This window comes from Lysobacter sp. CC-YZS074 (genome assembly GCF_056739745.1).
On sequence record NZ_CP200301.1, the window covers coordinates 1,147,458 to 1,167,715 of the forward strand.

General features: G+C 69.6%; 25 protein-coding genes. 13 read left to right on the forward strand and 12 right to left on the reverse strand.

What is annotated here, in order from left to right:
- The first annotated feature begins 126 nt into the window (after positions 1-126).
- From U8331_RS05065 to U8331_RS05090, 6 genes are all read left to right on the forward strand, one after another.
- A complete protein-coding gene (locus tag U8331_RS05065; protein ID WP_481132523.1) occupies positions 127-435 on the forward strand; it encodes a hypothetical protein in 309 nt (102 codons plus the stop codon).
- Positions 436-527: 92 nt separating this feature from the next.
- The gene (locus U8331_RS05070; RefSeq protein ID WP_481132524.1) at positions 528-827 is read left to right on the forward strand and encodes a hypothetical protein; all 300 of its coding nucleotides are present in this window, start codon (positions 528-530) and stop codon (positions 825-827) included.
- Between the two features lie 108 nt (positions 828-935).
- Positions 936-1,307, forward strand: a complete 372-nt coding sequence (locus U8331_RS05075) for a hypothetical protein (RefSeq protein ID WP_481132525.1) — start codon at positions 936-938, stop codon at positions 1,305-1,307.
- A gap of 88 nt (positions 1,308-1,395) precedes the next feature.
- Positions 1,396-3,048 (forward strand): DUF4384 domain-containing protein, encoded by a 1,653-nt coding sequence (locus U8331_RS05080; protein ID WP_481132526.1) that lies wholly within the window; start codon positions 1,396-1,398, stop codon positions 3,046-3,048.
- Between the two features lie 16 nt (positions 3,049-3,064).
- Positions 3,065-4,390: a tetratricopeptide repeat protein gene (locus tag U8331_RS05085; RefSeq protein WP_481132527.1), complete on the forward strand. Its 1,326-nt coding sequence runs from the start codon at positions 3,065-3,067 to the stop codon at positions 4,388-4,390.
- A gap of 70 nt (positions 4,391-4,460) precedes the next feature.
- Complete coding sequence (locus tag U8331_RS05090) at positions 4,461-5,123, forward strand: pentapeptide repeat-containing protein (protein WP_481132528.1); 663 nt, start codon at positions 4,461-4,463, stop codon at positions 5,121-5,123.
- 20 nt (positions 5,124-5,143) lie between these two features.
- Here the strand turns inward: U8331_RS05090 and U8331_RS05095 are convergent, their stop codons facing one another.
- The 5 genes from U8331_RS05095 to U8331_RS05115 all read right to left on the reverse strand — a co-directional run bounded on the left by U8331_RS05095 (position 5,144) and on the right by U8331_RS05115 (position 8,336).
- Entirely contained in the window at positions 5,144-5,653 is a 510-nt protein-coding gene (locus U8331_RS05095; protein WP_481132529.1) for a hypothetical protein, read from the reverse strand.
- A 138-nt stretch (positions 5,654-5,791) separates the two neighbouring features.
- Positions 5,792-6,064 (reverse strand): cell division topological specificity factor MinE, encoded by a 273-nt coding sequence (gene minE / locus U8331_RS05100; protein ID WP_481132530.1) that lies wholly within the window; start codon positions 6,062-6,064, stop codon positions 5,792-5,794.
- A 2-nt stretch (positions 6,065-6,066) separates the two neighbouring features.
- Positions 6,067-6,876 carry a septum site-determining protein MinD gene (gene minD / locus U8331_RS05105; protein ID WP_481132531.1) on the reverse strand — a complete coding sequence of 270 codons (810 nt, stop codon included), beginning with the start codon at positions 6,874-6,876 and terminating at the stop codon, positions 6,067-6,069.
- Positions 6,877-6,954: 78 nt separating this feature from the next.
- Positions 6,955-7,731: a septum site-determining protein MinC gene (gene minC / locus U8331_RS05110; RefSeq protein ID WP_481132532.1), complete on the reverse strand. Its 777-nt coding sequence runs from the start codon at positions 7,729-7,731 to the stop codon at positions 6,955-6,957.
- Complete coding sequence (locus tag U8331_RS05115) at positions 7,728-8,336, reverse strand: GNAT family N-acetyltransferase (protein ID WP_481132533.1); 609 nt, start codon at positions 8,334-8,336, stop codon at positions 7,728-7,730. Before U8331_RS05115 ends, minC begins: the two co-directional genes overlap by 4 nt.
- A gap of 174 nt (positions 8,337-8,510) precedes the next feature.
- Here U8331_RS05115 and U8331_RS05120 point away from each other — a divergent pair, with 174 nt between their 5' ends.
- The 5 genes from U8331_RS05120 to U8331_RS05140 all read left to right on the forward strand — a co-directional run bounded on the left by U8331_RS05120 (position 8,511) and on the right by U8331_RS05140 (position 12,861).
- A complete protein-coding gene (locus tag U8331_RS05120) occupies positions 8,511-9,713 on the forward strand; it encodes a sensor histidine kinase (protein WP_481132534.1) in 1,203 nt (400 codons plus the stop codon).
- The gene (locus tag U8331_RS05125) at positions 9,710-10,351 is read left to right on the forward strand and encodes a response regulator (RefSeq protein ID WP_481132535.1); all 642 of its coding nucleotides are present in this window, start codon (positions 9,710-9,712) and stop codon (positions 10,349-10,351) included. Before U8331_RS05120 ends, U8331_RS05125 begins: the two co-directional genes overlap by 4 nt.
- A gap of 141 nt (positions 10,352-10,492) precedes the next feature.
- Positions 10,493-11,701 (forward strand): polyketide cyclase, encoded by a 1,209-nt coding sequence (locus U8331_RS05130; protein WP_481132536.1) that lies wholly within the window; start codon positions 10,493-10,495, stop codon positions 11,699-11,701.
- A gap of 105 nt (positions 11,702-11,806) precedes the next feature.
- On the forward strand, positions 11,807-12,184 hold the full coding sequence (locus U8331_RS05135) for a DUF423 domain-containing protein (protein WP_481132537.1): 378 nt from the start codon (positions 11,807-11,809) through the stop codon (positions 12,182-12,184).
- A gap of 2 nt (positions 12,185-12,186) precedes the next feature.
- Complete coding sequence (locus tag U8331_RS05140; RefSeq protein ID WP_481132538.1) at positions 12,187-12,861, forward strand: DNA-3-methyladenine glycosylase family protein; 675 nt, start codon at positions 12,187-12,189, stop codon at positions 12,859-12,861.
- Between the two features lie 123 nt (positions 12,862-12,984).
- On the opposite strand, the gene U8331_RS05145 is transcribed toward U8331_RS05140, so the two are convergent.
- The 5 genes from U8331_RS05145 to U8331_RS05165 form a co-directional block, all read right to left on the reverse strand.
- The gene (locus tag U8331_RS05145) at positions 12,985-13,794 is read right to left on the reverse strand and encodes a M15 family metallopeptidase (protein ID WP_481132539.1); all 810 of its coding nucleotides are present in this window, start codon (positions 13,792-13,794) and stop codon (positions 12,985-12,987) included.
- A 46-nt stretch (positions 13,795-13,840) separates the two neighbouring features.
- Entirely contained in the window at positions 13,841-14,020 is a 180-nt protein-coding gene (locus U8331_RS05150; protein ID WP_481132540.1) for a DUF4177 domain-containing protein, read from the reverse strand.
- Positions 14,017-14,202 carry a type II toxin-antitoxin system antitoxin gene (locus U8331_RS05155; RefSeq protein WP_481132541.1) on the reverse strand — a complete coding sequence of 62 codons (186 nt, stop codon included), beginning with the start codon at positions 14,200-14,202 and terminating at the stop codon, positions 14,017-14,019. The genes U8331_RS05150 and U8331_RS05155 overlap by 4 nt, the downstream gene beginning before the upstream one ends.
- Before the next feature lie 65 nt (positions 14,203-14,267).
- Entirely contained in the window at positions 14,268-15,131 is an 864-nt protein-coding gene (locus U8331_RS05160) for an SPFH domain-containing protein (RefSeq protein ID WP_481132542.1), read from the reverse strand.
- An 87-nt stretch (positions 15,132-15,218) separates the two neighbouring features.
- The gene (locus tag U8331_RS05165) at positions 15,219-16,151 is read right to left on the reverse strand and encodes a hypothetical protein (RefSeq protein WP_481132543.1); all 933 of its coding nucleotides are present in this window, start codon (positions 16,149-16,151) and stop codon (positions 15,219-15,221) included.
- Between the two features lie 114 nt (positions 16,152-16,265).
- On the opposite strand from U8331_RS05165, the gene purT reads away from it, so the two are divergent.
- Positions 16,266-17,465 (forward strand): formate-dependent phosphoribosylglycinamide formyltransferase, encoded by a 1,200-nt coding sequence (gene purT, locus U8331_RS05170; RefSeq protein WP_481132544.1) that lies wholly within the window; start codon positions 16,266-16,268, stop codon positions 17,463-17,465.
- Between the two features lie 24 nt (positions 17,466-17,489).
- Positions 17,490-17,867 carry a hypothetical protein gene (locus U8331_RS05175; RefSeq protein WP_481132545.1) on the forward strand — a complete coding sequence of 126 codons (378 nt, stop codon included), beginning with the start codon at positions 17,490-17,492 and terminating at the stop codon, positions 17,865-17,867.
- A gap of 295 nt (positions 17,868-18,162) precedes the next feature.
- Here U8331_RS05175 and U8331_RS05180 read toward each other — a convergent pair whose 3' ends face one another.
- Positions 18,163-19,449 carry an endonuclease/exonuclease/phosphatase family protein gene (locus U8331_RS05180; RefSeq protein WP_481132546.1) on the reverse strand — a complete coding sequence of 429 codons (1,287 nt, stop codon included), beginning with the start codon at positions 19,447-19,449 and terminating at the stop codon, positions 18,163-18,165.
- Positions 19,446-20,195 carry an arginyltransferase gene (locus U8331_RS05185; protein WP_481132547.1) on the reverse strand — a complete coding sequence of 250 codons (750 nt, stop codon included), beginning with the start codon at positions 20,193-20,195 and terminating at the stop codon, positions 19,446-19,448. Before U8331_RS05185 ends, U8331_RS05180 begins: the two co-directional genes overlap by 4 nt.
- Positions 20,196-20,258 lie beyond the last annotated feature (63 nt).

A 20,258-nucleotide genomic window follows, 5' to 3' on the forward strand; every position in this document is an offset into this window, starting at 1 on the left:
GTTCATCCGGGCTGGATTCCGCCCGATCGTCACAAAATCTTCATTTGACAGCTGCCGTCATGGTCGCAAAGGTGACGTGCCACGTCAGCCTGAGACTGGCTCGTCACCACCCCTTCGAGGAACAGCATGAACAGCACGACTCGGCTCCTGATTCCTTTGGCGGCTCTCGGTTTCCTGGCTTCGGGCGCGGCCTTCGCCCAGAAGCAGGTGGTGATCAGCGGCAGCAATTCGCAGACCGTCACCGTGTCCGGGAGCATCACCAACCAGGCCAGTTCCGGGGCGACCGCCCAGGTCAACATCGGCTCGATCAGCGGCAGCAAGGCCAACGTCGGCAGCAACAGCCAGACGGTGTCGGTCGACGGATCGATCCACAACGAGGCCTCCGGCTCCGGCTCCAGGGCGGTGATCAACATCGGTTCGGTGAGCGACGAATAGCCCGCATACGGCTCCGTGCCCGGCCCGCACGCGAGTGGCAATTCCCCTACTGGGCCAGTGCGACCAACCTTTCCAGAAGACGAGGAACCACCATGAAGAAGCCCCCCCTGCTGCTGGCTGCCGCCGCCGCCCTGATCGTGTCCGGTACCGCCTTCGCCGAGGTCAAGATCGGCGGCGACAACAACCAGGAAACCACCGTCAACGGCGCCATCGCCAACACCGCGGTCGGTGCGATGACCCAGGCGACCCAGAACGTCTCGTCCAACAAGGGCAACGTCAAGATCGGCGGCGACAACAACCAGGTCACCACCGTCAATGGCGCGATCGCCAACACCGCTACCGGCGCGATGGCCGAAGCGACCCAGAACGTGTCCTCGAACGACGGCGACTGAGCCTTCGGATCACCGTCGGGCGCGGACTCCGCGCGCCGACGGCCGCCGGCGCGGCGGCACTGGTCGCCGCGCCGGTCTTTTTGGGCAGTCGCAACAATGAGGCAAGGCATGAGCATGCGCGCAACCAGCGCCCGGATCGCCGGGCTGGCATTGGTCCTCACCGTGCTGGCGCCGCTGGCGCAGGCGCAGCAGAAGGACGTCACCCCACGCCACGGCATCGACCCGTGGGACCGGGCCAAGGTCAGCCAGGTGCAGGCCAAACGCTGGATCGGCGCTGCCGTCAGCCAGGACGTCGCCGACACCGAGGTGATCGACACCGGTCCGGGCGGCGCCAAGGCCTGCATCACCAACATCGGCACCACGGCGCAGGCACCCACCACGGTCGGCAGCTTCACCCCGCGCTACGGGCCGAGCCCGCGCGGCCAGCAGGAAGAGCGCGTGGTGGTGGTGAACGGCAGCGTGATCAACGTCTGCAAGTAACCGCACGCAGTACACGAATTCATGCCGGGCGCCTGCCGGGGAGGCGGCGTTCGGCCGGGTTTTTCCTTGATAGGGATGCACACGACGGATGACGAACCAACGGGGGCAGGCGTGCTCGGCACGCGCGGGGATGAAGGTGGTGGGGATGGCGGCGGCGGTCACGCTGCTGGCCGGTTGCAGCACGATGGGCGGGAACGGGCCTCGCAAGCATGCGGAGTTCTATGACCAGGCGACGGTCGAGAACCGCCCGGTGGTGTGGCCGGTGCGCTCGGTCAGCAGCTTCAACGACTCGCTGGCCTGCATGGACCGGATGCTGCGCGACCACCACATCAACCAGGTCACCGTCACCGCCAAGGAGATCCCGGACGCCTCCGGGAAGGTCTACGTGGCCGCCACCGACATGCTGATCACCTCGCTGTCGGAGATGTCGCGGCTCAGCAACACCTTCCGCTTCGTCGACTACGAGGTGAACCCGCTCAACCAGGATACCGTCCAGACCCTCAGCGGACTGATGCTGCAGAGCAACCAGATGCTGATCCAGATGCCGCAGTTGTACGTGTCCGGCGCGATCAGCTTCCTCGACCAGAACGTCATGATCGACCGGCGCGGGCTGGGTGCCGCGTCCGAGGACGCCGAGATCGGCTGGTCGCGCGACCTCGCCGGCAGCGTGATGGGAATGGACTTCCACCTCGGCGACTTCATCACCCGCACGCTGCTGCCAGGCATCCACTCGGCCAACGAGATGACCATCGCCGCCAAGGGTTCGGGCGTCGATATCGGCGGGCGGATCAAGAAGGCCGGCGTGCAGATCGAGGTCGGTGGCGACTACTCGCAGGGCGTAGGCCCGGCGGCGCGCACACTGATCGACCTGAGCATGATCGAGCTGGTCGGCAAGTGGGCGCGTGTGCCGTACTGGCAGTGCCTTGCGCTCGACCAGGCGCATCCGGATTTCCAGCGCCAGCTGCGCCAGTGGTATCTGGAGATGGACGAGGACGAGCGGGTGGCCTTCGTCCAGCGCGGCCTGCGTGCGCGGGGTTATCACGCCAGCGATGCGGACGCGATGCTGGTCACCCCGGAACTGCGCACCGCGATCCAGCGGTTCCAGTTGGACGAGGGCCTGCTGGCGACCGGCCAGCTGGGCTTCGAGACCTACGAACACCTGGCGCGCGATTACGTACGCACCGACGGTGACGGCAATTTCGTGCGGATCGGCTGGGGCGATGTCGGCCTGACCGAGAGCCGCCTGCCGCGGGCGCTGATCGGGGAGCCGCGCAATGGAACACCGGCGCTGGACTCCACGGCACCCCGGCTGGCGGCGGTCGACATCCATCTGCCCGGCGGTGGCGCGGTGCGCCCCCTCGGGGAGTTGCTGTCGTTCAACATCAGCGTCGACCGGACCTCCTACCTGCACTGCTATTACCGGGACGCCAAGGGCAGCATCGCGCAGATCTATCCCAACCCGTTGCAGCCGACGTCGCTGGTGGAGGGCAACCGCGCGCTGCTGGTGCCGGACGTGGGCAATCCGCAGAGCTTCGCGATTGAACTGACTGCGCCCGGCGTCGAGGAGCTGCGTTGCCTCGCCAGCCCGATCGATCCGGTCCTGCGCTTGCCAACCGCGTTGCAGGCGCCGTCGTTGACGCCGATCGATGCCCCGTCGCTGGATGCGGTGGAGCAGGCGTTCCGCTCGGCGGTCGGTGCGGGCGTCGGCGAAGGTCGGGTGCAGTGGTCGGTCACGCCATGACCGGGACGCTGCCGCAATGAAGCGCAGTCCATTCGGCCGCGCCGTGCGACGCGCGGGAATCGTTGGCGCCGGCCTGCTGGCCGCGCTGGCCGGACCCGGCCTTGCGGAAATCGTGCCGGTGGCGTCACCGCCGGTGCTCGCTCCCGGTGCGGCGCCGGTGGCGGACGGCGGCCCCGGCGCGGCCGGGGAGATCGTTCCCGCTGCCAAAGCGCCAGCGGAGATCGTGCCCGCGAGACCGCGTGACCAGCAGCCGCGACCGGCGGCGGAGGTGGTGGGCCATGACGGCGCCGTGCCGGCCGGGAAGGATCCACACGGGCGCAGCCAGGCCGTAGTCGGGACGGAGGCTGCCGCGCAGGTTCCGCCGACGCCGCAGCGCAGTGCCAACATCCGCTGGCCGTTGGCACCCGCGCCGGTGGATGCGGCCGATGCGGACGCCGCGGACGCGTCCGTAGCGCCCGCCGACGGAGTGGAAGCGACGGAGTCGGGTGCCACTACCCACACGTCCGCCGACGGCGAAAGCCCCCGCGGTCCGGAAGACGCCTTCGATCGCGCGCTGGCGGCCTGGCAAAGCGAGGCCGGGCCACGCAGCCAGGGCGTCGCGGCACGCTGGTTCAGGGTCGCCGCCGATGCCGGTGACCCGCGCGCGGCGATCGCCTACGCCTACTTGCAGGGTCTGGGCCTTGGGGTCACGCGGGATCCGGTGGCGGCGCGCCGGACCCTGCAGCAGGCAAGCCAGGCCGGCGTGCCTCGCGCCGATTACCTGCTCTCGTTGTTGGCGGCCGCCGATCGGCGCCCGGGCAGTGAGCGGCAGGAGGGCGAGTTGCGCGAACGCGCTGCCCGCGGGAACGATCCGGCCGCGCAGAACGCCATGGGCGTGCACTACCAGCTCCAGGGCGACCGGACCACGGCGGAGATGTGGTACCGGCGCGCCGCGGACAACGGCAGCCCCGCGGCGCGGTTGAACCTGGCCGGCCTGGCTGACCGCGCCGAAGCCGATCAGCCATCCGACACACCCGCCGAAACGGCCGGGGGTGACGCGGACTCGCTGTTCGAGCGAGCTCAGCGGCACCACCGCGGCGACGGCGTGCCGGTGGATTACGGCCTGGCACTGCGGCTGTATCGCCAAGCCGCGGCCAAGGGCAGCGAACCGGCGCAGCAGATGCTGGGCCTGATCCAATCGCGCACTTTGCCGGACGGCGGTTTTGACCCGGTGTGGATGCGGCAGCTGGCGTCCGCCGCGGTTGGCAAGCCGGGCAGCGCGAGCCTGGTGCCAAGCGTCGCGCCGACGGCCCAGCCGCGCCTCGACGATCCGCTGATCGGCCTGGCCGGGCTCATGCGCTGACGCCCGTCGAACTTTCCCCTCCCAACCCCCGCAGGAGCCCCCCATGACCACGCACACTCCGCCTCGCCTCATGCTCGCCATCGGCGGGCTGCTGTTCGCTTCACTGACCGGCCCGGTCCTGGCCCAGGGCGTCGAGGTCGGCGCCGACGGCAGCGTGCGCGTCGAGGGCGCCGACGGCGTCGTGGTCCAGACCGGCGCCGCCGGCACCCACGTGCAAGGCGCCGGTACGATGATTGAGGCGCAAGGGCGCCAGAATGTTTCCTCGCGCAGCGGCGATCATCGCGAGCGCGGTGACAACGTGCAGCGCACGCGCGTGGAGCGTTCGCGGGTCGACGTCGATGGCGGGGTGCACGTCCAGGGCTCCGGCGGCGGCCGTGCCACCACGACCCTCGGCAACCGGACCATCACCTCCTCGTCTTCGGGGTCGACGACAACCTCCGGTGCCGGCATGCCGACCTACGTCAACCAGGATCTGAACGACAGCAACTTCTCCGGGCGCCGGCTCGAGGCGGTGGCGTTCGTCAATTCCGAGCTCAAGCGCGCCGACTTCCGCGACGCGATCCTGATCGGAGCCAACTTCGCCAACGCCGAGCTGGTCGATGCGGATTTCCGCGGCGCCAACCTTCGTAACGCGCGGCTCACCAATGCCGAGCTGTCGGGCGCACGATTCGATGGGGCGACCTGGATCGACGGGCGGGTCTGCGGCGAAGGCTCGGTGGGCGGCTGCCGCTGACGCATGGCGGCCGCGCGCTGCTACGCGGACGCGCGTTGGGAGGATGATGAAGACCCGGGGCCGGTCAGGCAGCGTCGCTGCGCGTCGGCCAGTCCGCGCTCGGCCAACCATCGCCACGCGCTGTCGGCGTCGTCGTCGAAATATGCCGCGGCGGAACCCAGCCGGAAGGTGTAACCCCACGCATCCATGTCGGCCAGCACGCGCTCGCGACCGACGCCGGGCAGGGCGTCGCCGAGCAGCGCCTGCAGCACGCAGACCGCGTCTTCCTCTTCGATCGACTCGGTGGCGTCGGTGTGCACCGTCGCGCGGCGTTCCGGCGGAAGCACGATCAGGTGGCCCGCCTCGTGCAGCAGCGAGTGCATCGGGGTGTCGGCGCGGGCGTACACGTCGGTGCCGATGATGCCGGCCTCGCACTCGCCCCAGTAGCTGCCCGGGATCGTAGCGCCATCGGCCACGCGGATCAGCCGCAGCCCGTAGCGGGCGAGCAGGGCGGTCGGGGCATCGAAACCGATGTCGGCGAGGGTGAGCATCGAGATGGGCCGGGCTGTTGTAGGAGCGGCTTCAGCCGCGATCGCGGATCGGCGCGGGCCGGCAACCATCCGATCGCGGCTGAAGCCGCTCCTACAGGGACAGCGGGCGGGCATCGGGGCCCGCCCGCGTGTCGCGTGTCAGCCGTTGGCGACGGCGCGGGTTTCGTTCTCGGGCAGCGCCACCGAGATGTCGAGCACCTTGTTGTCGCCTTCACCCATCAGGTCGACCTTGACCGCCTCGGCGTCGACGCTGACGTACTTGCGGATCACTTCCAGCAGCTCGCGCTGCAGCATCGGCAGGTAGTCCGGGCCGCCACGGGTGGCGCGCTCGTGGGCGACGATGATGCGCAGGCGGTCCTTGGCGACCGACGCGGTCTGCTTCTTGGCAAGCAGAAAGTCGAACATGCCCATGGCTAACCTCCGAACATCTTGCTGAAGAAGCCCTTCTTCTCGGGTGTGACGAAGCGCATCGGGCGGGTGTCGCCGAGCAGGCGGGCCACGGCGTCGTCGTAGGCCTGGGCGGCATCGGACTCGGCGTCGAGGATCACCGGCTCGCCCTTGTTGGAGGCGTGCAGGACGTCGCTGGACTCGGGGATCACGCCGACCGTCTTGAGGCCGAGGATCTCCTCGACGTCGCCGACGCTCAGCATCTCGCCCGACTCCACGCGCTTGGGGCTGTAGCGGGTCAGCAGCAGGTGCTCCTTGACGCGCTCGCCGTTCTCGGCGCGGCGGGTCTTGCTCGCCAACAGGCCGAGGATGCGGTCGGAGTCGCGCACCGAGGACACCTCCGGGTTGACCACGACCACGGCCTGGTCGGCGAAGTACATCGCCAGGAACGCGCCCTTCTCGATGCCGGCCGGGGAGTCGGCGACGATGTAGTCGAAGCCGTCGGCGGCGAGGTCCTCGAGCACCTTCTGCACGCCTTCCTTGGTCAGCGCATCCTTGTCGCGGGTCTGCGACGCGGCCAGCACGTAGAGGTTCTCGAAGCGCTTGTCCTTGATCAGCGACTGCTTGAGGGTGGACTCGCCGTTGACCACGTTGACGAAGTCGTACACCACGCGGCGCTCGCAGCCCATGATCAGGTCGAGGTTGCGCAGGCCGACGTCGAAGTCGATGACGGCCACCTTGTGGCCACGGCGCGCAAGGCCGCAGGCAAGGGAGGCGCTGGTCGTGGTTTTGCCGACGCCGCCCTTGCCCGAGGTGACTACGATGATTTCGGCCAAGTTCTAATCCTCCGGTGATGGGGGGTGTTGCTCAATGGGTTGGACGGATCCCGTGTGACAGGATGCCCGTTTTGCAGCTCAAGGTGTGTCCAGCGCGGCGATGTGCAGCTGGCCGTCCTCAAGCCAGACCTGCACCGCCTTGCCGCGCAGGTCCTTCGGGATGTCCTCCAGCACCTTGTAGTGGCCGGCGATGGCGACCAGCTCGGCGTGGAACTCGCGGCAGAAGATGCGCGCCTGCTCGTTGCCCTGGGCGCCGGCGAGGGCGCGGCCGCGCAACGGGCCGTAGATGTGGACCGAGCCGTCGGCGATGACCTCGGCGCCGGCCCCGACCGCGGTCAGCACGGTGAGGTCGCGGTTGTCGGCGTAGAGCTGCTGGCCCGAGCGGACCAGCGCGGCGTGGATGAGGCCGGGACTGGCATTCGACGGAGCGGGAGGCGGCGAAGGCGCGGCTTCACGTCTGGGCGCAGGAGCGGGGGCGGCGGGCGCAGGCGCGGCCTCGGAGCCGCTGCGCTCGTACTGTGCCCGGAACTTGGCCAGCACCGGCAGCCCCAGGGCCTCGGCCAGCCGCTCGTTGTCGCTGGAGCCATAGGCCAGCGCGACCGGCAGGGCGCCGGCTTCGCGCAGACCCGCCAGCAGCGCCTGTGCGGTGGCGAGGTCGGGAGTCTGCGGCAGGCCGCCGAAATCGACGACCACCGCGCCACGGCGGAACAGGTTGGGCGCACGCTGCACGCGGTCACGCATCTCCGCGCTCAGGCGGACGACATCGAGCGTCCGGATGCGCAGGTTGGCAATGCCGACCTGGCCGATTTTGAGCTCGCCGGCCGGCTCGTAGTCCATCACGCCGACGACGCTCATGGCCCGGTCCCGGTGGGACGCGGCGCAAGGCCGGCGGTAGCCTGGATACGCGACGGGGCGATCCAGGGCACGTCGGGCAGGCTGCGGCCGTAGGTCTGGTTGACCCAGCCATAGCTGCACAGCTCCTTCATCAGCATGGCCGCGCGCAAGCCGTTGCGCACCAGCACCCGCTGGCCGACCTCGCGGAAGCCGAAGCTGCCGTGGAACAGCAGGACGGGGTCGGTGATGCCTTCCAGGAACACCTCGCAGGTCATCTGCGGGTAGCGCAGTTCGGCATAGCTCTGGGCGTCCGCGTAGAACGCCCGTCCGACGCCGCCGCCGCGACGGCGGCTGGCCACCACGATGCGGTCGATGTAGAAGAAGCCGGGATAGCGCTCGCGGAACCACTGGAAATTGCGGCTGTCGTGGTCGGCATCGCTGCCGAAGCCGACGAGGAAGCCGGCCAGGGTGCCGTCGCGCTCGGCGACGCGAAAATATTCGGCCGTCTCGTAGAAGTGGCGCAACCGCGCCGCATCCAGCGGCAGGATGGCGGGACCGGCGGCGTTGTTCAGGGCAAGGACGGAATCCAGCTCGTGCTCACGCACGTCGCGGACGACGATCGACATTCCGGGCTCCAGGGTTGGTGCGTGCATCGCGCGTGGTCGCGCGGCGGTCGCCATTATCGCATGGGGCCCAGCGCACCGGCGACCGCGGGAGCGCCGCCACGGCGGCCATTGGCCCGCGTTCAGGCATTACTTTCGGGAGCACCGGCGGACGCGGGATCTCGGTAGCATGCGGACATGCTGAGCCGCCTGAACCATAGCCGACTGTTGCGCTTCGCCGGCCTGTTTACCTGGGGGCTGGTCGGTAGCTGGCTGCTCTCGATCTTTCTTGAACCCGACTCCATCCAGGGTGTGCCGGGTGACGAGCAGGCCTTCAACCTTCTGGTGGGTCGCTGGGTCGCGGTCTACCTGACGTTTGGTGGTGTGTACTGGTGGATCACCGGCTCGCTGGGTTCGCGTCGTCCTACCTGGCTCGACCATGCGCTGCTGCTGGTGCTGACGGCCTGCGCGATCGGAGTCAGCGTGTTCTCGGGGACCGGGCTTGGCAGCGTGCTGCTGATGGTCATGGCGGGTCTTTTGCCGTGGCTGCTGCCGTTGCGGGTTGGCGTGGTCTGGCTGGTGGCCAGCAATATCGCCGTGATCCCGGTATTCGTGAGTGCGCTGGATTTCTCGGTGCTGTTCGCGGTGGTGCAGTCGCTGCTGTATGCCGGGTTCTCCACCTTCGTGTTCGTGACTGCTCTGGTGGCCATGCAGCAGGCGCAGGCCCGCGAGGAGCAGCGCCGGCTCAACGCCGAGTTGCGGGCCACCCGGCTGCTGCTGGCCGAGAGCGCCCGGATCAACGAGCGCACCCGAATCTCGCGCGAGTTGCATGACCTGCTCGGCCACCACCTGACCGCGCTGAGCCTCAATCTGGAGGTGGCCGGGCACCTGGTCGACGGCCGCGCCCGCGAGCACGTCAGCCAGGCCCACACGCTCGCCAAGCTGCTGCTCACCGACGTGCGCGAGGCGGTGAGCCAGTTGCGCGAGGACGGCGCGATCGACCTGGCGGCGGCCCTGCAACCGCTGGCCGAAAACGTGCCGGGACTGGATATCCACATGGACATCGAGGCGCCGCTCACCCTGGACGACCCCGAGCGCGCCCACGTGCTGCTGCGCTGTACCCAGGAAATCATCACCAATGCGGTGCGCCACGCCGGTGCGCGCAACCTCTGGATCCACGCGCGCCGCCAGGCCTGCCGGATCGAGATGACCGCGCGCGACGACGGCCGTGGCGCCGACCAGTTGGCCGCCGGCAATGGCCTGCGCGGCATGCGCGAGCGCCTGCATCAGTACGGCGGCGACCTGACGATCGAAACCCGGCCCCAGGCAGGCTTCCACCTGCACCTGACGTTGCCGGCCACGGCGGCCCGGGCCGCTGCCAGTGAAGGAGTGGTTGCATGATCCGCGTACTGCTTGTCGATGATCAGACCCTGGTCCGCCAGGGCGTGCGTTCGCTGTTGGCGCTGGCCGACGGGATCGAGGTGGTGGCCGAGGCCGGCGACGGGCGTCAGGCGGTGGAGGTGATCCCGCAGGTCCGCCCCGACGTGGTCCTGATGGACATGCGGATGCCGGTGATGTCGGGGCTGGAGGCGCTGCAGGCGCTCTCGCGCCAGGGCCAGCTGCCGCCGACGATCATCCTGACCACCTTCGACGACGACCAGCTGGTGCTGGCCGGCATCAAGGCCGGAGCCAAGGGCTACCTGCTCAAGGATGTTTCGCTCGAGCAACTGGTCGGTGCGATCCAGACCGTCGCCGCCGGCGGTTCGCTGGTGCAGCCGGCGATGAGCCAGCGCCTGCTGTCGGGGCTGGAGCACATGCGCAACGACTTCGTCAGCCTGGACCGGCCCGACCCGCTCACCGAGCGCGAGACAGAGATCCTGCGGCTGATGGCCGGCGGCTTCTCCAACAAGGAGATCGCCAACTCGCTGGGCGTGGCGGAGGGCACGATCAAGAACCACGTGTCCAACATCCTCAGCAAGCTCGGCGTGCGCGATCGTACCCGGGCCGTGCTCAAGGCCTTCGAGTTGCAGCTGGTCTGAGGGCCGCCGCCGGTGCCGGCGGCGCGGCGGCTTTGCACCGCCGGCTTTTGTGACCGTCGAAGGCTGCGCTAGCCACGGCTTCCTTGCTAGGATTGCCGGTCTGCGCCCCGTCCGCCCCGGGCCCGGCCCTGGAGAACCTGAATGACCCGTCTGATCGAGATTCTGATTTCACTGGCCATCGTGGCCGTGCTGTTCGTCACCGTCGGCTTCCTCCTGCCGTCGAGCCGCCACATCGAGAACTCGGTTGAGACCAACCGCAAGTTGACGATCGTGTACGACACGATCAGCAGCTTCCGCCGGTTTGACGAGTGGAACACGCTTGCCCTGCGCGATCCGCGGATGGACGTGAACATGGCCGGCCCCGAGGAGGGCGTCGGTGCCCGCTTCGAGTACGACTCCGACGAGGAGGAAGTCGGCGAGGGCAGCTGGGAGATCATCGAGGCGGTGCCCAACAAGAGCGTCACCTTCCGCATCACCGACGACAAGTCGGGCAAGAACAAGGTCACCAAGTTCATCCTCGAGCCGACCGGCCGAAACAACCGCAACGTCAAGATCACGCAGACGTACGACGTCGATTACGGCATGAACCTGCTGGGCCGGTACGCCGGTATGTACGTGGGCAGCAACTTCGGCGGCGACATGAAGGTGGGCCTGTCGCGCCTCACCAACATGCTGGCCGCGGTGCCCAACTACGACTATGCCGAGCTCAGCAAGGACGACCCGTCGATGGCGCCAGGCATCACCCAGCGCCCGGCCCAGACCCTGCTGGTGGTCGGGGCGGCGGTGGAGCGCAACAACGATGTCGTCCAGCGCACCATGAAGAACAACATGCAGTGGATCGACAAGGTCATGAAGGCCAATGACCTGGAGCCTGCCGGTCCGGTCCGCATCATCACCAACGAGTTCGGCTCGGAGAACTATTCGTTCGAGGTCGCCCAGCCGGTCCGCCTGGCCGGTAGCGGCGAGGACGAGCCCGAGGCTGCCGAAGAGGCCGCCGGGGACGAGGACGAGGCGGCGGCTGACGAGGCCGGCACCGACGGCGAGGCCGAAGCGGCTGCCGTGACCGGCACCTCGATCATCGCGTCCGCGAAGGAGTTCCCGTCCGGCGGCCCGCTCGACATCGAGCTGCAGGGTCCGGTCGAGGTGGTGCAGGTGGAGGCCGGTCCGGTGGCGATGGTCCCGTTCAAGGGCCACATGGCCAACCTGGCGAACGTGCGTGACGCCCTGCGTGGCTGGGCGATGACCCGCGGCTACCAGAGCGTGGACCGTCCGTACGAGGCTTGGGTCGACGGCATCGATGCCGGCTTCACCGAGAACGGCGAATTCGTCGTCTATTGGGCGGTGAAGTAAGCCCACTCTACAAACCGGGTTGTGACACGACGCGCCGCGGACATCCGCGGCGCGTTTTGTTTGTGGGCTGGTATCGTGCCGCGATCCCTCCGGAATGATGACGGCATGAGCCCAATCGGCGCGCACCCGCCTTCCACCCGTCCGCTGCGCCTGCTGCCTGCCGCCGGCGCGGTGCTGGCCGCGGCGGCGGTGGCGTTGTCGGCCTATGCCGCGCACGTGGTCGACCCCTCCGCGCAGGCGCGGCTGCAACCGGCGGCGCTGTTCGCCTTCGGTCACGGCATTGCGCTGGCGGCGCTGGGGCCCCTGGCGGTGCGGCGGCTGGCGCGGCTGTCGTTGGCCGCGCTGCTGCTGGGAACCCTGCTGTTCTCGGGCAGCCTGGTCCTGGCGCATTTCCTGGCCACCCCTACGGCGTTGGCGCCGTTTGGCGGCGGCCTGATGATCCTCGCCTGGCTGGCGTGGGCCGGCGACCGCATCGGGCGTTGACCATGGCGCGCCACGCCCGCGGGTTCGACACCGACGCCGCCCATGCGCACCTCTCGCGTCGTGATCGCAAGCTCGGTCGCTGGATGAAGCAGCTCGGCCCGATCGGGCCGGACCCGCGCTGGCGAAAGTCGTTCGATCCGGTGGATGCGCTGGCCCGCGCGATCCTGTTCCAGCAGCTCAGCGGCAAGGCGGCTTCGACCATCGTCGGCCGGGTCGAGGTCGCGATCGGCAGCGACCGCCTCCATTTCGACACCCTCGGCCGCTGCGACGACGCCACCCTGCGCGGCTGCGGCGTGTCGGGCAACAAGCTGCTGGCGTTGCGAGACCTCGCCGCGCGCGAGGAACGGGGCGAGATTCCTTCGCTGCGGCGGATGGCGACGATGGACAACCAGGCGATCATCGATGCGCTGGTGCCGGTGCGGGGGATCGGCCGCTGGACCGTGGAGATGATGCTGATGTTCCGGCTCGGCCGCCCGGACGTGTTGCCGGTCGACGACCTCGGCATCCGCAAGGGCACGCAGATGGTCGACCGGAGCGATTCGATGCCAACCCCCAAGGAACTGGCCGAACGTGGCGAGCGCTGGGGGCCGTACCGCACCTACGCCAGCCTGTACCTGTGGCGCGTCACCGACAGCGCGGCGGGCACCAAGACGCCGACCAAGCGTTCGCAGGAGTAGTCCGGGTCTGCGCAGGTCCTGGGTTTCTGTAGGAGCGGCTTCAGCCGCGATCCGGAAAACGTGCGCCCACGCGACCCCATGATCGCGGCTGAAGCCGCTCCTACAAGAGCTCCTGCAGGTCGATCACTCCGGAGCGGAGGCGTGCCATGTCCAGTGCCACGGCTCGTAGACGATCCCGTGCGGGTTGTTCCGCGGGTAGCTCATCGAGAAGCCGTAGCCGCCGGCGTGGCCGACCAGCCAGTCGAACGCGGCGGTGGCCTCGAACGTCTCCTCCGCCGGGGGCTCGCCCGGCGTGCCGATATCGAGCGCGAGGCCGGAATGGTGCTCGCTGTAGCCCGGTGCGGCGTTGACCGCGAGGATTTCGTCGACGCCGAGCCCGCGCGCGCATTTGCGCTCGAAGATGCCGAGCTGGTAATCGTGGCTGCGGTAGCCCGAGATCGCCTCCAGCGTGACCCCGTCCCGCTGCGCGGCGGCCTGCAGATGTTGCCAGGCACGCGCGGCGTGGGCGTGCAGCCACAGGGGCCGGCCGAAACGGTCGAAGCCGGCCAGGGCCAGCCAGTCCGGCTCGGCGACCAGCGGCAAGCCGGTGCGTTCGCCGTAGGTGTCGTCCAGGCCGAGCGCGTCCAGCCGCTCCTGCAGGCGTTCCAGCGGGAGTTCGCCGACGTGTTCGATGCCCGGGCGCCGATGGCCCGGATGCCATTCGAGTGCGTCCAGCGCGGCGTCGATGCCGGGTTCGCGCATCAGCCGCGGCACCAGCGCCAGCATGCCTTCGGGCAGGTCCGCGGCGAGGTAGCGGCCGTCGCGCTTGCGGCGCAACACGTGCCGGGCGCGTGCCAGCGCCCGCGCGTCGTGGTTGCTGCGCGCGCGCAGCAGCCCGTGCGGCCAGAGCTCGATCTCCGGCGTGTTGATCAGGATCTTCGGCTGTCCGCGCATGGACGCAGATTATCCAGCTGGCCGTGACGTCGTCAGCCGCGCCATCTCAGGCTTCCTTCTTGAGGACCAGCCGGACGTGGTCGAACGGGGTCAGCTGCGCCGTGGAGACCAGCTCCCAGCCTTGGGCGCCGAGACGGTCGAGTTCGTCGCGGATACGGTCCGACATCGGCGGGCCCATCATGTTCGGGCTCAGTTCCACCACTTCGTAGGTCCACTGTTTGCTCATGGCGTGTCTTCCGGGTCTTCGGGTGGGTGGGTGGCCGGGAATCGTCCGGCCTTGCGCAGGGCGTCACGCAGAACGTACTCGATCTGCGCGTTCACGCTGCGCAGCTCGTCGTCGGCCCAGCGCTGTGCCGCCGCGAGGATCTCGGCATTGATGCGCAGCGGATAGGCTTTCTTCTCGGCCATGGGCTGGTGCTTTCCTGTGAAGAGTCCGCACCTGGAGGTGCGGGCTTTTGCGCAGGGATGCGCGACTAGTACAGACTGCCGGCGTTGACCACCGGCTGGGTACCGCGGTCGGCGCACAGCACCACCAGCAGGTTGCTGACCATCGCCGCCTTGCGCTCCTCGTCCAGGTGCACGACGTCGTTCTTCTGCAGTTCCTCGAGCGCCATCTCGACCATGCCGACGGCGCCGGCGACGATCCGCGTGCGCGCGGCGATGACGGCGTTGGCCTGCTGCCGCTGCAGCATCGCGTGGGCGATCTCGGGTGCGTACGCCAGATGGCTGATGCGCGCCTCCAGCACGTCCACGCCGGCGGTGGTCAGGCGCTCGTCGAGCTGCGCCTTGAGGTGGTCGGAGATCTCGTTGGGGTGGCTGCGCAGCGAGACCTGGCCTTCCTCGTGCTGGTCGTACGGGTAGCTGGTGGCCATGCCGCGCAGCGCCGCCTCGGACTGGATGTGGACAAAGCTCTCGTAGTCGTCGACGTTGAACACCGCCTCGGCCGAGTCGACCACTTTCCACACGATGACCGCGGCGATCTCGATCGGGCTGCCTTCCAGCTCGTTGACCTTGAGCTTGCCGCTCTCGAAGTTGCGCACGCGCAGGCTCACCTTGCGCTTGCTGAAGAACGGGTTGTTCCAGCGCAGACCGTTGTCGTGGACGGTGCCGACGTACTTGCCGAACAGGCTCAGCACCGCCGACTGGTTCGGCTCGACCATATACAGCCCGGTCAGGCAGAAAAACGCGAGCACGGCGAGGACGGCGCCGCCCGCCATGCCGGCGAGCGACTGGTCGCCGACTCCGGTGAAGAACAGCCACGCGGCGCACAGCAGCGCGGCGATCAGCAGCAACAGGGTGGGGATGCCGGGCAGGGAGCGGGTCGGGTTCTCTTTCATGGCGCGGCTCTCGAGGTGGTTTTCCTGATTTGATATCAATCTGATATCACGTTCAAGTGCCGCCGGGACGGGGCCGTGCGGATGCGGCTACGGCTCGATCCGGTACAGCGGGGCGGGGATGAACTCGCCCGTGGCGTACAGGCTGCGCCCGTCCGCGGACCACCCCAGCGCCTCGGCCTGAGGCAGCCACGGCAGTTCGCTGACCGCGGGCGTGCCGGCGACCGCGTCGGCCCAGTTCTGCCCTTCGCGTCGCGGATACAGCAGCAGGTAGCGGTAGGTCATCACCGCGAGCGTCGCGCCGTCCGGCGACAGCGAGGCGGCGCTGACCTGGGTATCCAGGCGCGCGTGCCGGGGTGAATGCTGGAGCCGCTCGGCGTCCGGCCGCGGCATGCCGGCGAGCGTGCCGAGCCGCTGCGCGGTCAGCAGTTCGCGCGCCGGCGGCCGCAGCGGCAGCGAGAACAGTTCCGGTGGCTCGCGCTTCTTCGAGACCAGCAGGACCTCGCCGCGCCGCGCGTCGACGGCGACCGCCTCGCAGTCGCGCGGTCCGTCCGGCCAGCGGAACGCGATCGACCAGGCCGGCTGCAGGCGCGCGTTGCGGAGCGTGGCCGGCTCCTCGATCACGTGCAGTTGCAGGGTGCGGCGCAGGCCGCCGTTGTCGCCCACGTCGGCGACCAGGAGGTAGCGCCTGCCTTCCAGTTCGAAGATGGCGATGTCTTCCCAGTCGGTCTTGGTCACGCCCTCGATGCCGAAGGTGGCGAGCCGGCTGCCACGGGTGTTGACCGCGAACAGCCGGGCCGGGTTGTCGCCGTCGTCATGCAGCCACAGCACGTCCTCGTGCAGGTGCGAGGCGGCCAGGCCGCTGACCTCGTTGAGCTGCATGTCCAGCAGCACGCCGGTGAGCTCGCCGCCGGGCCCTTCGCGGTCTTCCTCCCGGCCACCGCAGCCGGCCAGAGTCGCCGCCACGGCGAGGGCGCCGAACAGGCGGAGGACGGACGAGGACGGGCGCGGCGGGCTGGGCATCCGGCGAAGGATCGCATGCGCTCCACCGCGCCCGGAAGCCGGGTGGACGATCCGGCGGTCCGGCGGCCGCACGAAGTTAGACTGGCGCGCTCCACGTCGCGATCAGGATCCCGCATGGTCACCCTCTGTACGCCGCTGTCCCCGCACGCCTTCCGCGTCCTGCTGCTCGGTTCGGGCGAACTCGGCAAGGAAGTCGCGATCGAACTGCAGCGTTTCGGCGTGGAGGTGATCGCCGCCGACCGTTATGCCGACGCGCCGGCGATGCAGATCGCGCACCGCAGCCACGTGATCGACATGCTCGACGGCGCCGCGGTGCGCGCGCTGGTCGAACGCGAGCGCCCCGACCTGGTGGTGCCCGAGATCGAGGCGATCCACACCCGGACCCTGGTCGAGCTGGAACGGGAATTCGCCGCGAGCGGAAGCGGGGCGCGGGTGATCCCGACCGCGCGCGCGGCGCAGTTGACCATGGACCGCGAGGGGATCCGCCGGCTGGCCGCGGAAACCCTCGGCCTGCCCACCTCGCCGTACCGCTTCGTCGACACGCCGGAGGATTACCGCGCGGCGGTGTCGGCGATCGGGTTGCCTTGCGTGGTCAAGCCGGTGATGTCGTCGTCGGGCAAGGGGCAGTCGCTGGTGCGCACGCAAGGCGATGTGGAGCCGGCGTGGGAGTACGCGCAGTCGGGCGGTCGCGCCGGCGCCGGGCGGGTGATCGTCGAGGGCTTCGTCGATTTCGATTACGAGATCACCTTGCTCACCGTGCGCCATGCCGGGGGAATCACCTTCTGCGCGCCGATCGGGCACACGCAGGAGGACGGCGACTACCGCGAGAGCTGGCAGCCGCAGCCGATGTCGCCGCTGGCGCTTGAGCGCGCGCAGGCGATCGCCCGCGCGGTGGCCGACGACCTCGGCGGCTGGGGCGTGTTCGGCATGGAATTCTTCGTGCGCGGCGACGAGGTGTGGTTCAGCGAGGTCTCTCCACGTCCGCACGACACCGGGCTGGTCACGCTGGCCGGGCAGGACCTGAGCGAGTTCGCGCTGCATGCGCGTGCGATCCTCGGACTGCCGATCCCGGTGATCCGTTCGCATGGAGCCTCCGCGTCGTGCGCGGTGCTGGCCCAGGGACATGGTGTGCCGGTGTTCTCCGGTGTCGATGCGGCCCTGGCGCAGCCCGACACCCAGTTGCGGCTGTTCGGCAAGCCGTGGGTCGAGGGCCAGCGCCGCGTCGCGGTCACGCTGGCACTGGGCGAGGACGTCGCCGGGGCGCGCGCAAAGGCGTGTCGCGCGGCGGCGGCATTGCAGATCCAGTTGCGCTGAGCGCGACGCCACGACGGAGTTTCGATGAACGACAAGAACGGGTACGCGGTTTTCTTCTTCCCGCAGGCGCTCGAGGCGCTCGGCGATGCGATCAAGCCCTATCTGCAGGCGGGGCCGGCAGGCGAGCACGTGGTGTGCCGCGAGATCGACACGGGCGGGGCGTTGGTGGAGATGACGCTGGATGGCCAGACCACGCGTGGCGAGGCGATCCAGCTGGAGTTGATGGTGCCGACGAACATGGTGCGCATGGTGGTGTCGGCGCGCAGCGACGAGGCGTTCGGGTTTGGTCCGCGGATCGCGGTGGAAACGGCGCGGTCGCTGGCGGACGAGGGCACCGATGCACAGGTGCAGGTGGAGTCCGCTGGTGACGGTGTGCCTCCCTTGGCGGGAGAAAAGCAGTAGCGGGAAGATACGCACGGCGGGTAGGCGAGGGGCATCGCAAGTCGCTCCCCGATACTCGCTTGGTTGCGATGCCCCTCGCCCACCCGCTCCCGACAGGACGGGCGCCTGCAGGAAACAGCAGGCCTGCGGAGGTTTCCTGGCGCCTGCCGGGTAGGCCGGGCACCAAGCGAGTATCGGGGAGCGACTGCCCGGCCTAGCCGGCAGGCGCCTCTCGCGAACTACCGCCCTGGACCGGCACCCTTGGGCCGGACCAGGTAGCCGCACCGCACCGACCCTCCATCAGCCTGCCGGTACGTCAGAGCGCAACCTCGAGATCCACCCACACCAGGTGATGGTCGCTGGCGTCGGCGATCGCCGCCGTGGGGGTGTCGCTGGTCGGCCAGAACACGCCGCCGTCGACCACGCGAAGGTTGTTGGAAGGCAGCACGTAGTCGAGGCGGAGGGTGCCGGATTTCGGGCCGAAGTCGCCGGTGTGGGTGGCAACGTCGCCCTGACGATCGAAGCCGCGCTCGCGGGCGCGTTCCTCTGCGCCGTGGCTGCGCGGGATGAAGGCCGCATTGACCCGCGGATGGTCCAGCAGCTGCGCGATGGCGCCGGGCACGCCGTCGCCGTCGAGCGGGTCGGCGTTGTAGTCCCCCGCGATCACGAAGCGCGCATCGGCCGGCAGGCCGCCGCAACGGCCGCGGTCGTCGCACAGCCACGGCCGCGGGGCGGGGGTGATGTATTCGGCCCAGAGGCGGATCTCGTCGAAGTTGCGCAGGCCGTTGCGGTTCTCGGCGCCGTCGAACACCGGAGGCGTGGGGTGGGCGGCCAGCAGGTGCACCGTGCCCAGCGGCGTCCGCACCGGCACGTCCCAGTGCGACTTGGACGACAGCCGCAATTGCGACCAGGTGTCCGGCGTATACCAGGACGTGCCCGTGGCCGGATCGCGTGGCTGGCGCGCGCCCGGCAGGTCGCTCCAGCGGAACTGCTGGAACGTGCGCACCCGCGCGTTGTCGATCGGATGGCGCGACAGCACCAGCATCCCGTACTGACCCGGGTGCAGGCCGTAGCCCCACGCATCGTTGCCGCGCGCCCGCGATTCGCCGCCGACGGTGCCGCTGCGGTCCAGGTCCAGCCCACTGGGGACGCCGGTGTTGACCGGCGCGAGATAGCGGTAGGGGTAGTGCAGCGGGTCGCCGCCGCCGGGCTGGGCGACCTCGAGGTAACGCCGCTGGAACAGGTCGGCCGCCTCGCCCACGGGGTCGTAGTCGAACTCGTTGAGCAGGACCACGTCCGGGCGCACCCGCTGCAGCACCGCCGCGATCTTGCGGGCGTCGGCATCGCCGGCGCGTAGTTGGGCCACCAGGGCGCCGCCGGTCTCCCCGTAGAGAGAGGTGTTGTAGGTCGCGACCCGCAGCGGCGGGGTCATCGCATCGGCCATCTCATCCGCCCATCGTTCCGGATCGCCGTGGACCGCAACCCGGACGCAACCCGCCGTTGCCGCCAGGGCGAGCATGGCCAGCAGCGCCGTTGCCAGTCTTCCCCACGGGCGCCGGCGTGAAGGCGGACGCGTGTGCGCCGGAGGGTGCGGTGGGGTCATGGGTGGTCTCCATCGAGGTCCTGCCAGCACCGTCCGTCGAACGCCTCCAGCGGACGGAAGCGGCGCTTGTATTCCATCTTGGCGTGGCTGCCGATCCAGTAGCCGAGGTAGAGGTGCTCGCGGCCTTCGCGGCGGGCCCAGTCGAGCTGGCGCAGGATCGCCAGCGTGCCCAGGCCGCGGCGCGCGGCGTCGGGATCATAGAACGTGTAGACCGCCGACAGCGCCTCGTCGGTGAGATCGGTGACGGCCACCGCGAGCAGCCGGCCGCCGCCGTGCGGCGCGCGCTCGCGCAGTTCGAGGAAGCGCCCGTCGTTCCAGCGTCCGGTCAGGAACTGGTCGAATTCGTGCGCGCCGTGGCTGTCCATGCCGCCGCCGGGATGGCGCGCCACCAGGTAGCGGCGGTACAGCGCCAGCTGTTCGTCGGTGCGTTCGGCCGGCAGCACGCGCGCCTCCACATCCACGTTGCGCGCCAGGCAGCGACGCTGGCTCCTGTCGGGGCGGAACCGCTGCACCGGGATCCGCACCGCGACGCAGGCGCGGCACCCGTGGCAGTGCGGGCGGTAGACGATGTCGCCGGAGCGGCGGAAGCCCCAGCCCAGCGCCATCGGATACCACTGGCGCAGGCGCGGGTCGCGCGGGTCGAGCACCAGGTCGCGGGCCAGCCGGTCCGGCCAGTAGCCGCAGGGATGCTCGCCGGTGTGGAACAGGCGGAGATCGTTGAGGTCCTGTCGGGGATCGGTGCCCATGGCGCGAGCATAGCGCCGCCGATCCGCCGGCTGTCCACGGACTGAACACACGCCAGCACCGGT

What these genes read in the sequence shown, in the direction of transcription:
- U8331_RS05115 (WP_481132533.1), bottom strand. Translation starts at nt 8,336, where the DNA reads ATGTCGATCGTCGTCCGCGACGTGCGTGAGCACGAGCTGGATTCCGTC.
- U8331_RS05175 (WP_481132545.1), top strand. Translation starts at nt 17,490, where the DNA reads ATGAACGACAAGAACGGGTACGCGGTTTTCTTCTTCCCGCAGGCGCTC.
- minC (WP_481132532.1), bottom strand. Translation starts at nt 7,731, where the DNA reads ATGAGCGTCGTCGGCGTGATGGACTACGAGCCGGCCGGCGAGCTCAAA.
- U8331_RS05145 (WP_481132539.1), bottom strand. Translation starts at nt 13,794, where the DNA reads ATGCGCGGACAGCCGAAGATCCTGATCAACACGCCGGAGATCGAGCTC.
- U8331_RS05085 (WP_481132527.1), top strand. Translation starts at nt 3,065, where the DNA reads ATGAAGCGCAGTCCATTCGGCCGCGCCGTGCGACGCGCGGGAATCGTT.
- U8331_RS05065 (WP_481132523.1), top strand. Translation starts at nt 127, where the DNA reads ATGAACAGCACGACTCGGCTCCTGATTCCTTTGGCGGCTCTCGGTTTC.
- purT (WP_481132544.1), top strand. Translation starts at nt 16,266, where the DNA reads ATGGTCACCCTCTGTACGCCGCTGTCCCCGCACGCCTTCCGCGTCCTG.
- U8331_RS05185 (WP_481132547.1), bottom strand. Translation starts at nt 20,195, where the DNA reads ATGGGCACCGATCCCCGACAGGACCTCAACGATCTCCGCCTGTTCCAC.
- U8331_RS05180 (WP_481132546.1), bottom strand. Translation starts at nt 19,449, where the DNA reads ATGACCCCACCGCACCCTCCGGCGCACACGCGTCCGCCTTCACGCCGG.
- U8331_RS05075 (WP_481132525.1), top strand. Translation starts at nt 936, where the DNA reads ATGAGCATGCGCGCAACCAGCGCCCGGATCGCCGGGCTGGCATTGGTC.
- U8331_RS05070 (WP_481132524.1), top strand. Translation starts at nt 528, where the DNA reads ATGAAGAAGCCCCCCCTGCTGCTGGCTGCCGCCGCCGCCCTGATCGTG.
- U8331_RS05125 (WP_481132535.1), top strand. Translation starts at nt 9,710, where the DNA reads ATGATCCGCGTACTGCTTGTCGATGATCAGACCCTGGTCCGCCAGGGC.
- U8331_RS05090 (WP_481132528.1), top strand. Translation starts at nt 4,461, where the DNA reads ATGCTCGCCATCGGCGGGCTGCTGTTCGCTTCACTGACCGGCCCGGTC.
- U8331_RS05140 (WP_481132538.1), top strand. Translation starts at nt 12,187, where the DNA reads ATGGCGCGCCACGCCCGCGGGTTCGACACCGACGCCGCCCATGCGCAC.
- U8331_RS05130 (WP_481132536.1), top strand. Translation starts at nt 10,493, where the DNA reads ATGACCCGTCTGATCGAGATTCTGATTTCACTGGCCATCGTGGCCGTG.
- U8331_RS05120 (WP_481132534.1), top strand. Translation starts at nt 8,511, where the DNA reads ATGCTGAGCCGCCTGAACCATAGCCGACTGTTGCGCTTCGCCGGCCTG.
- U8331_RS05135 (WP_481132537.1), top strand. Translation starts at nt 11,807, where the DNA reads ATGAGCCCAATCGGCGCGCACCCGCCTTCCACCCGTCCGCTGCGCCTG.
- U8331_RS05165 (WP_481132543.1), bottom strand. Translation starts at nt 16,151, where the DNA reads ATGCCCAGCCCGCCGCGCCCGTCCTCGTCCGTCCTCCGCCTGTTCGGC.
- minE (WP_481132530.1), bottom strand. Translation starts at nt 6,064, where the DNA reads ATGGGCATGTTCGACTTTCTGCTTGCCAAGAAGCAGACCGCGTCGGTC.
- U8331_RS05160 (WP_481132542.1), bottom strand. Translation starts at nt 15,131, where the DNA reads ATGAAAGAGAACCCGACCCGCTCCCTGCCCGGCATCCCCACCCTGTTG.
- U8331_RS05150 (WP_481132540.1), bottom strand. Translation starts at nt 14,020, where the DNA reads ATGAGCAAACAGTGGACCTACGAAGTGGTGGAACTGAGCCCGAACATG.
- U8331_RS05095 (WP_481132529.1), bottom strand. Translation starts at nt 5,653, where the DNA reads ATGCTCACCCTCGCCGACATCGGTTTCGATGCCCCGACCGCCCTGCTC.
- U8331_RS05155 (WP_481132541.1), bottom strand. Translation starts at nt 14,202, where the DNA reads ATGGCCGAGAAGAAAGCCTATCCGCTGCGCATCAATGCCGAGATCCTC.
- U8331_RS05080 (WP_481132526.1), top strand. Translation starts at nt 1,396, where the DNA reads ATGACGAACCAACGGGGGCAGGCGTGCTCGGCACGCGCGGGGATGAAG.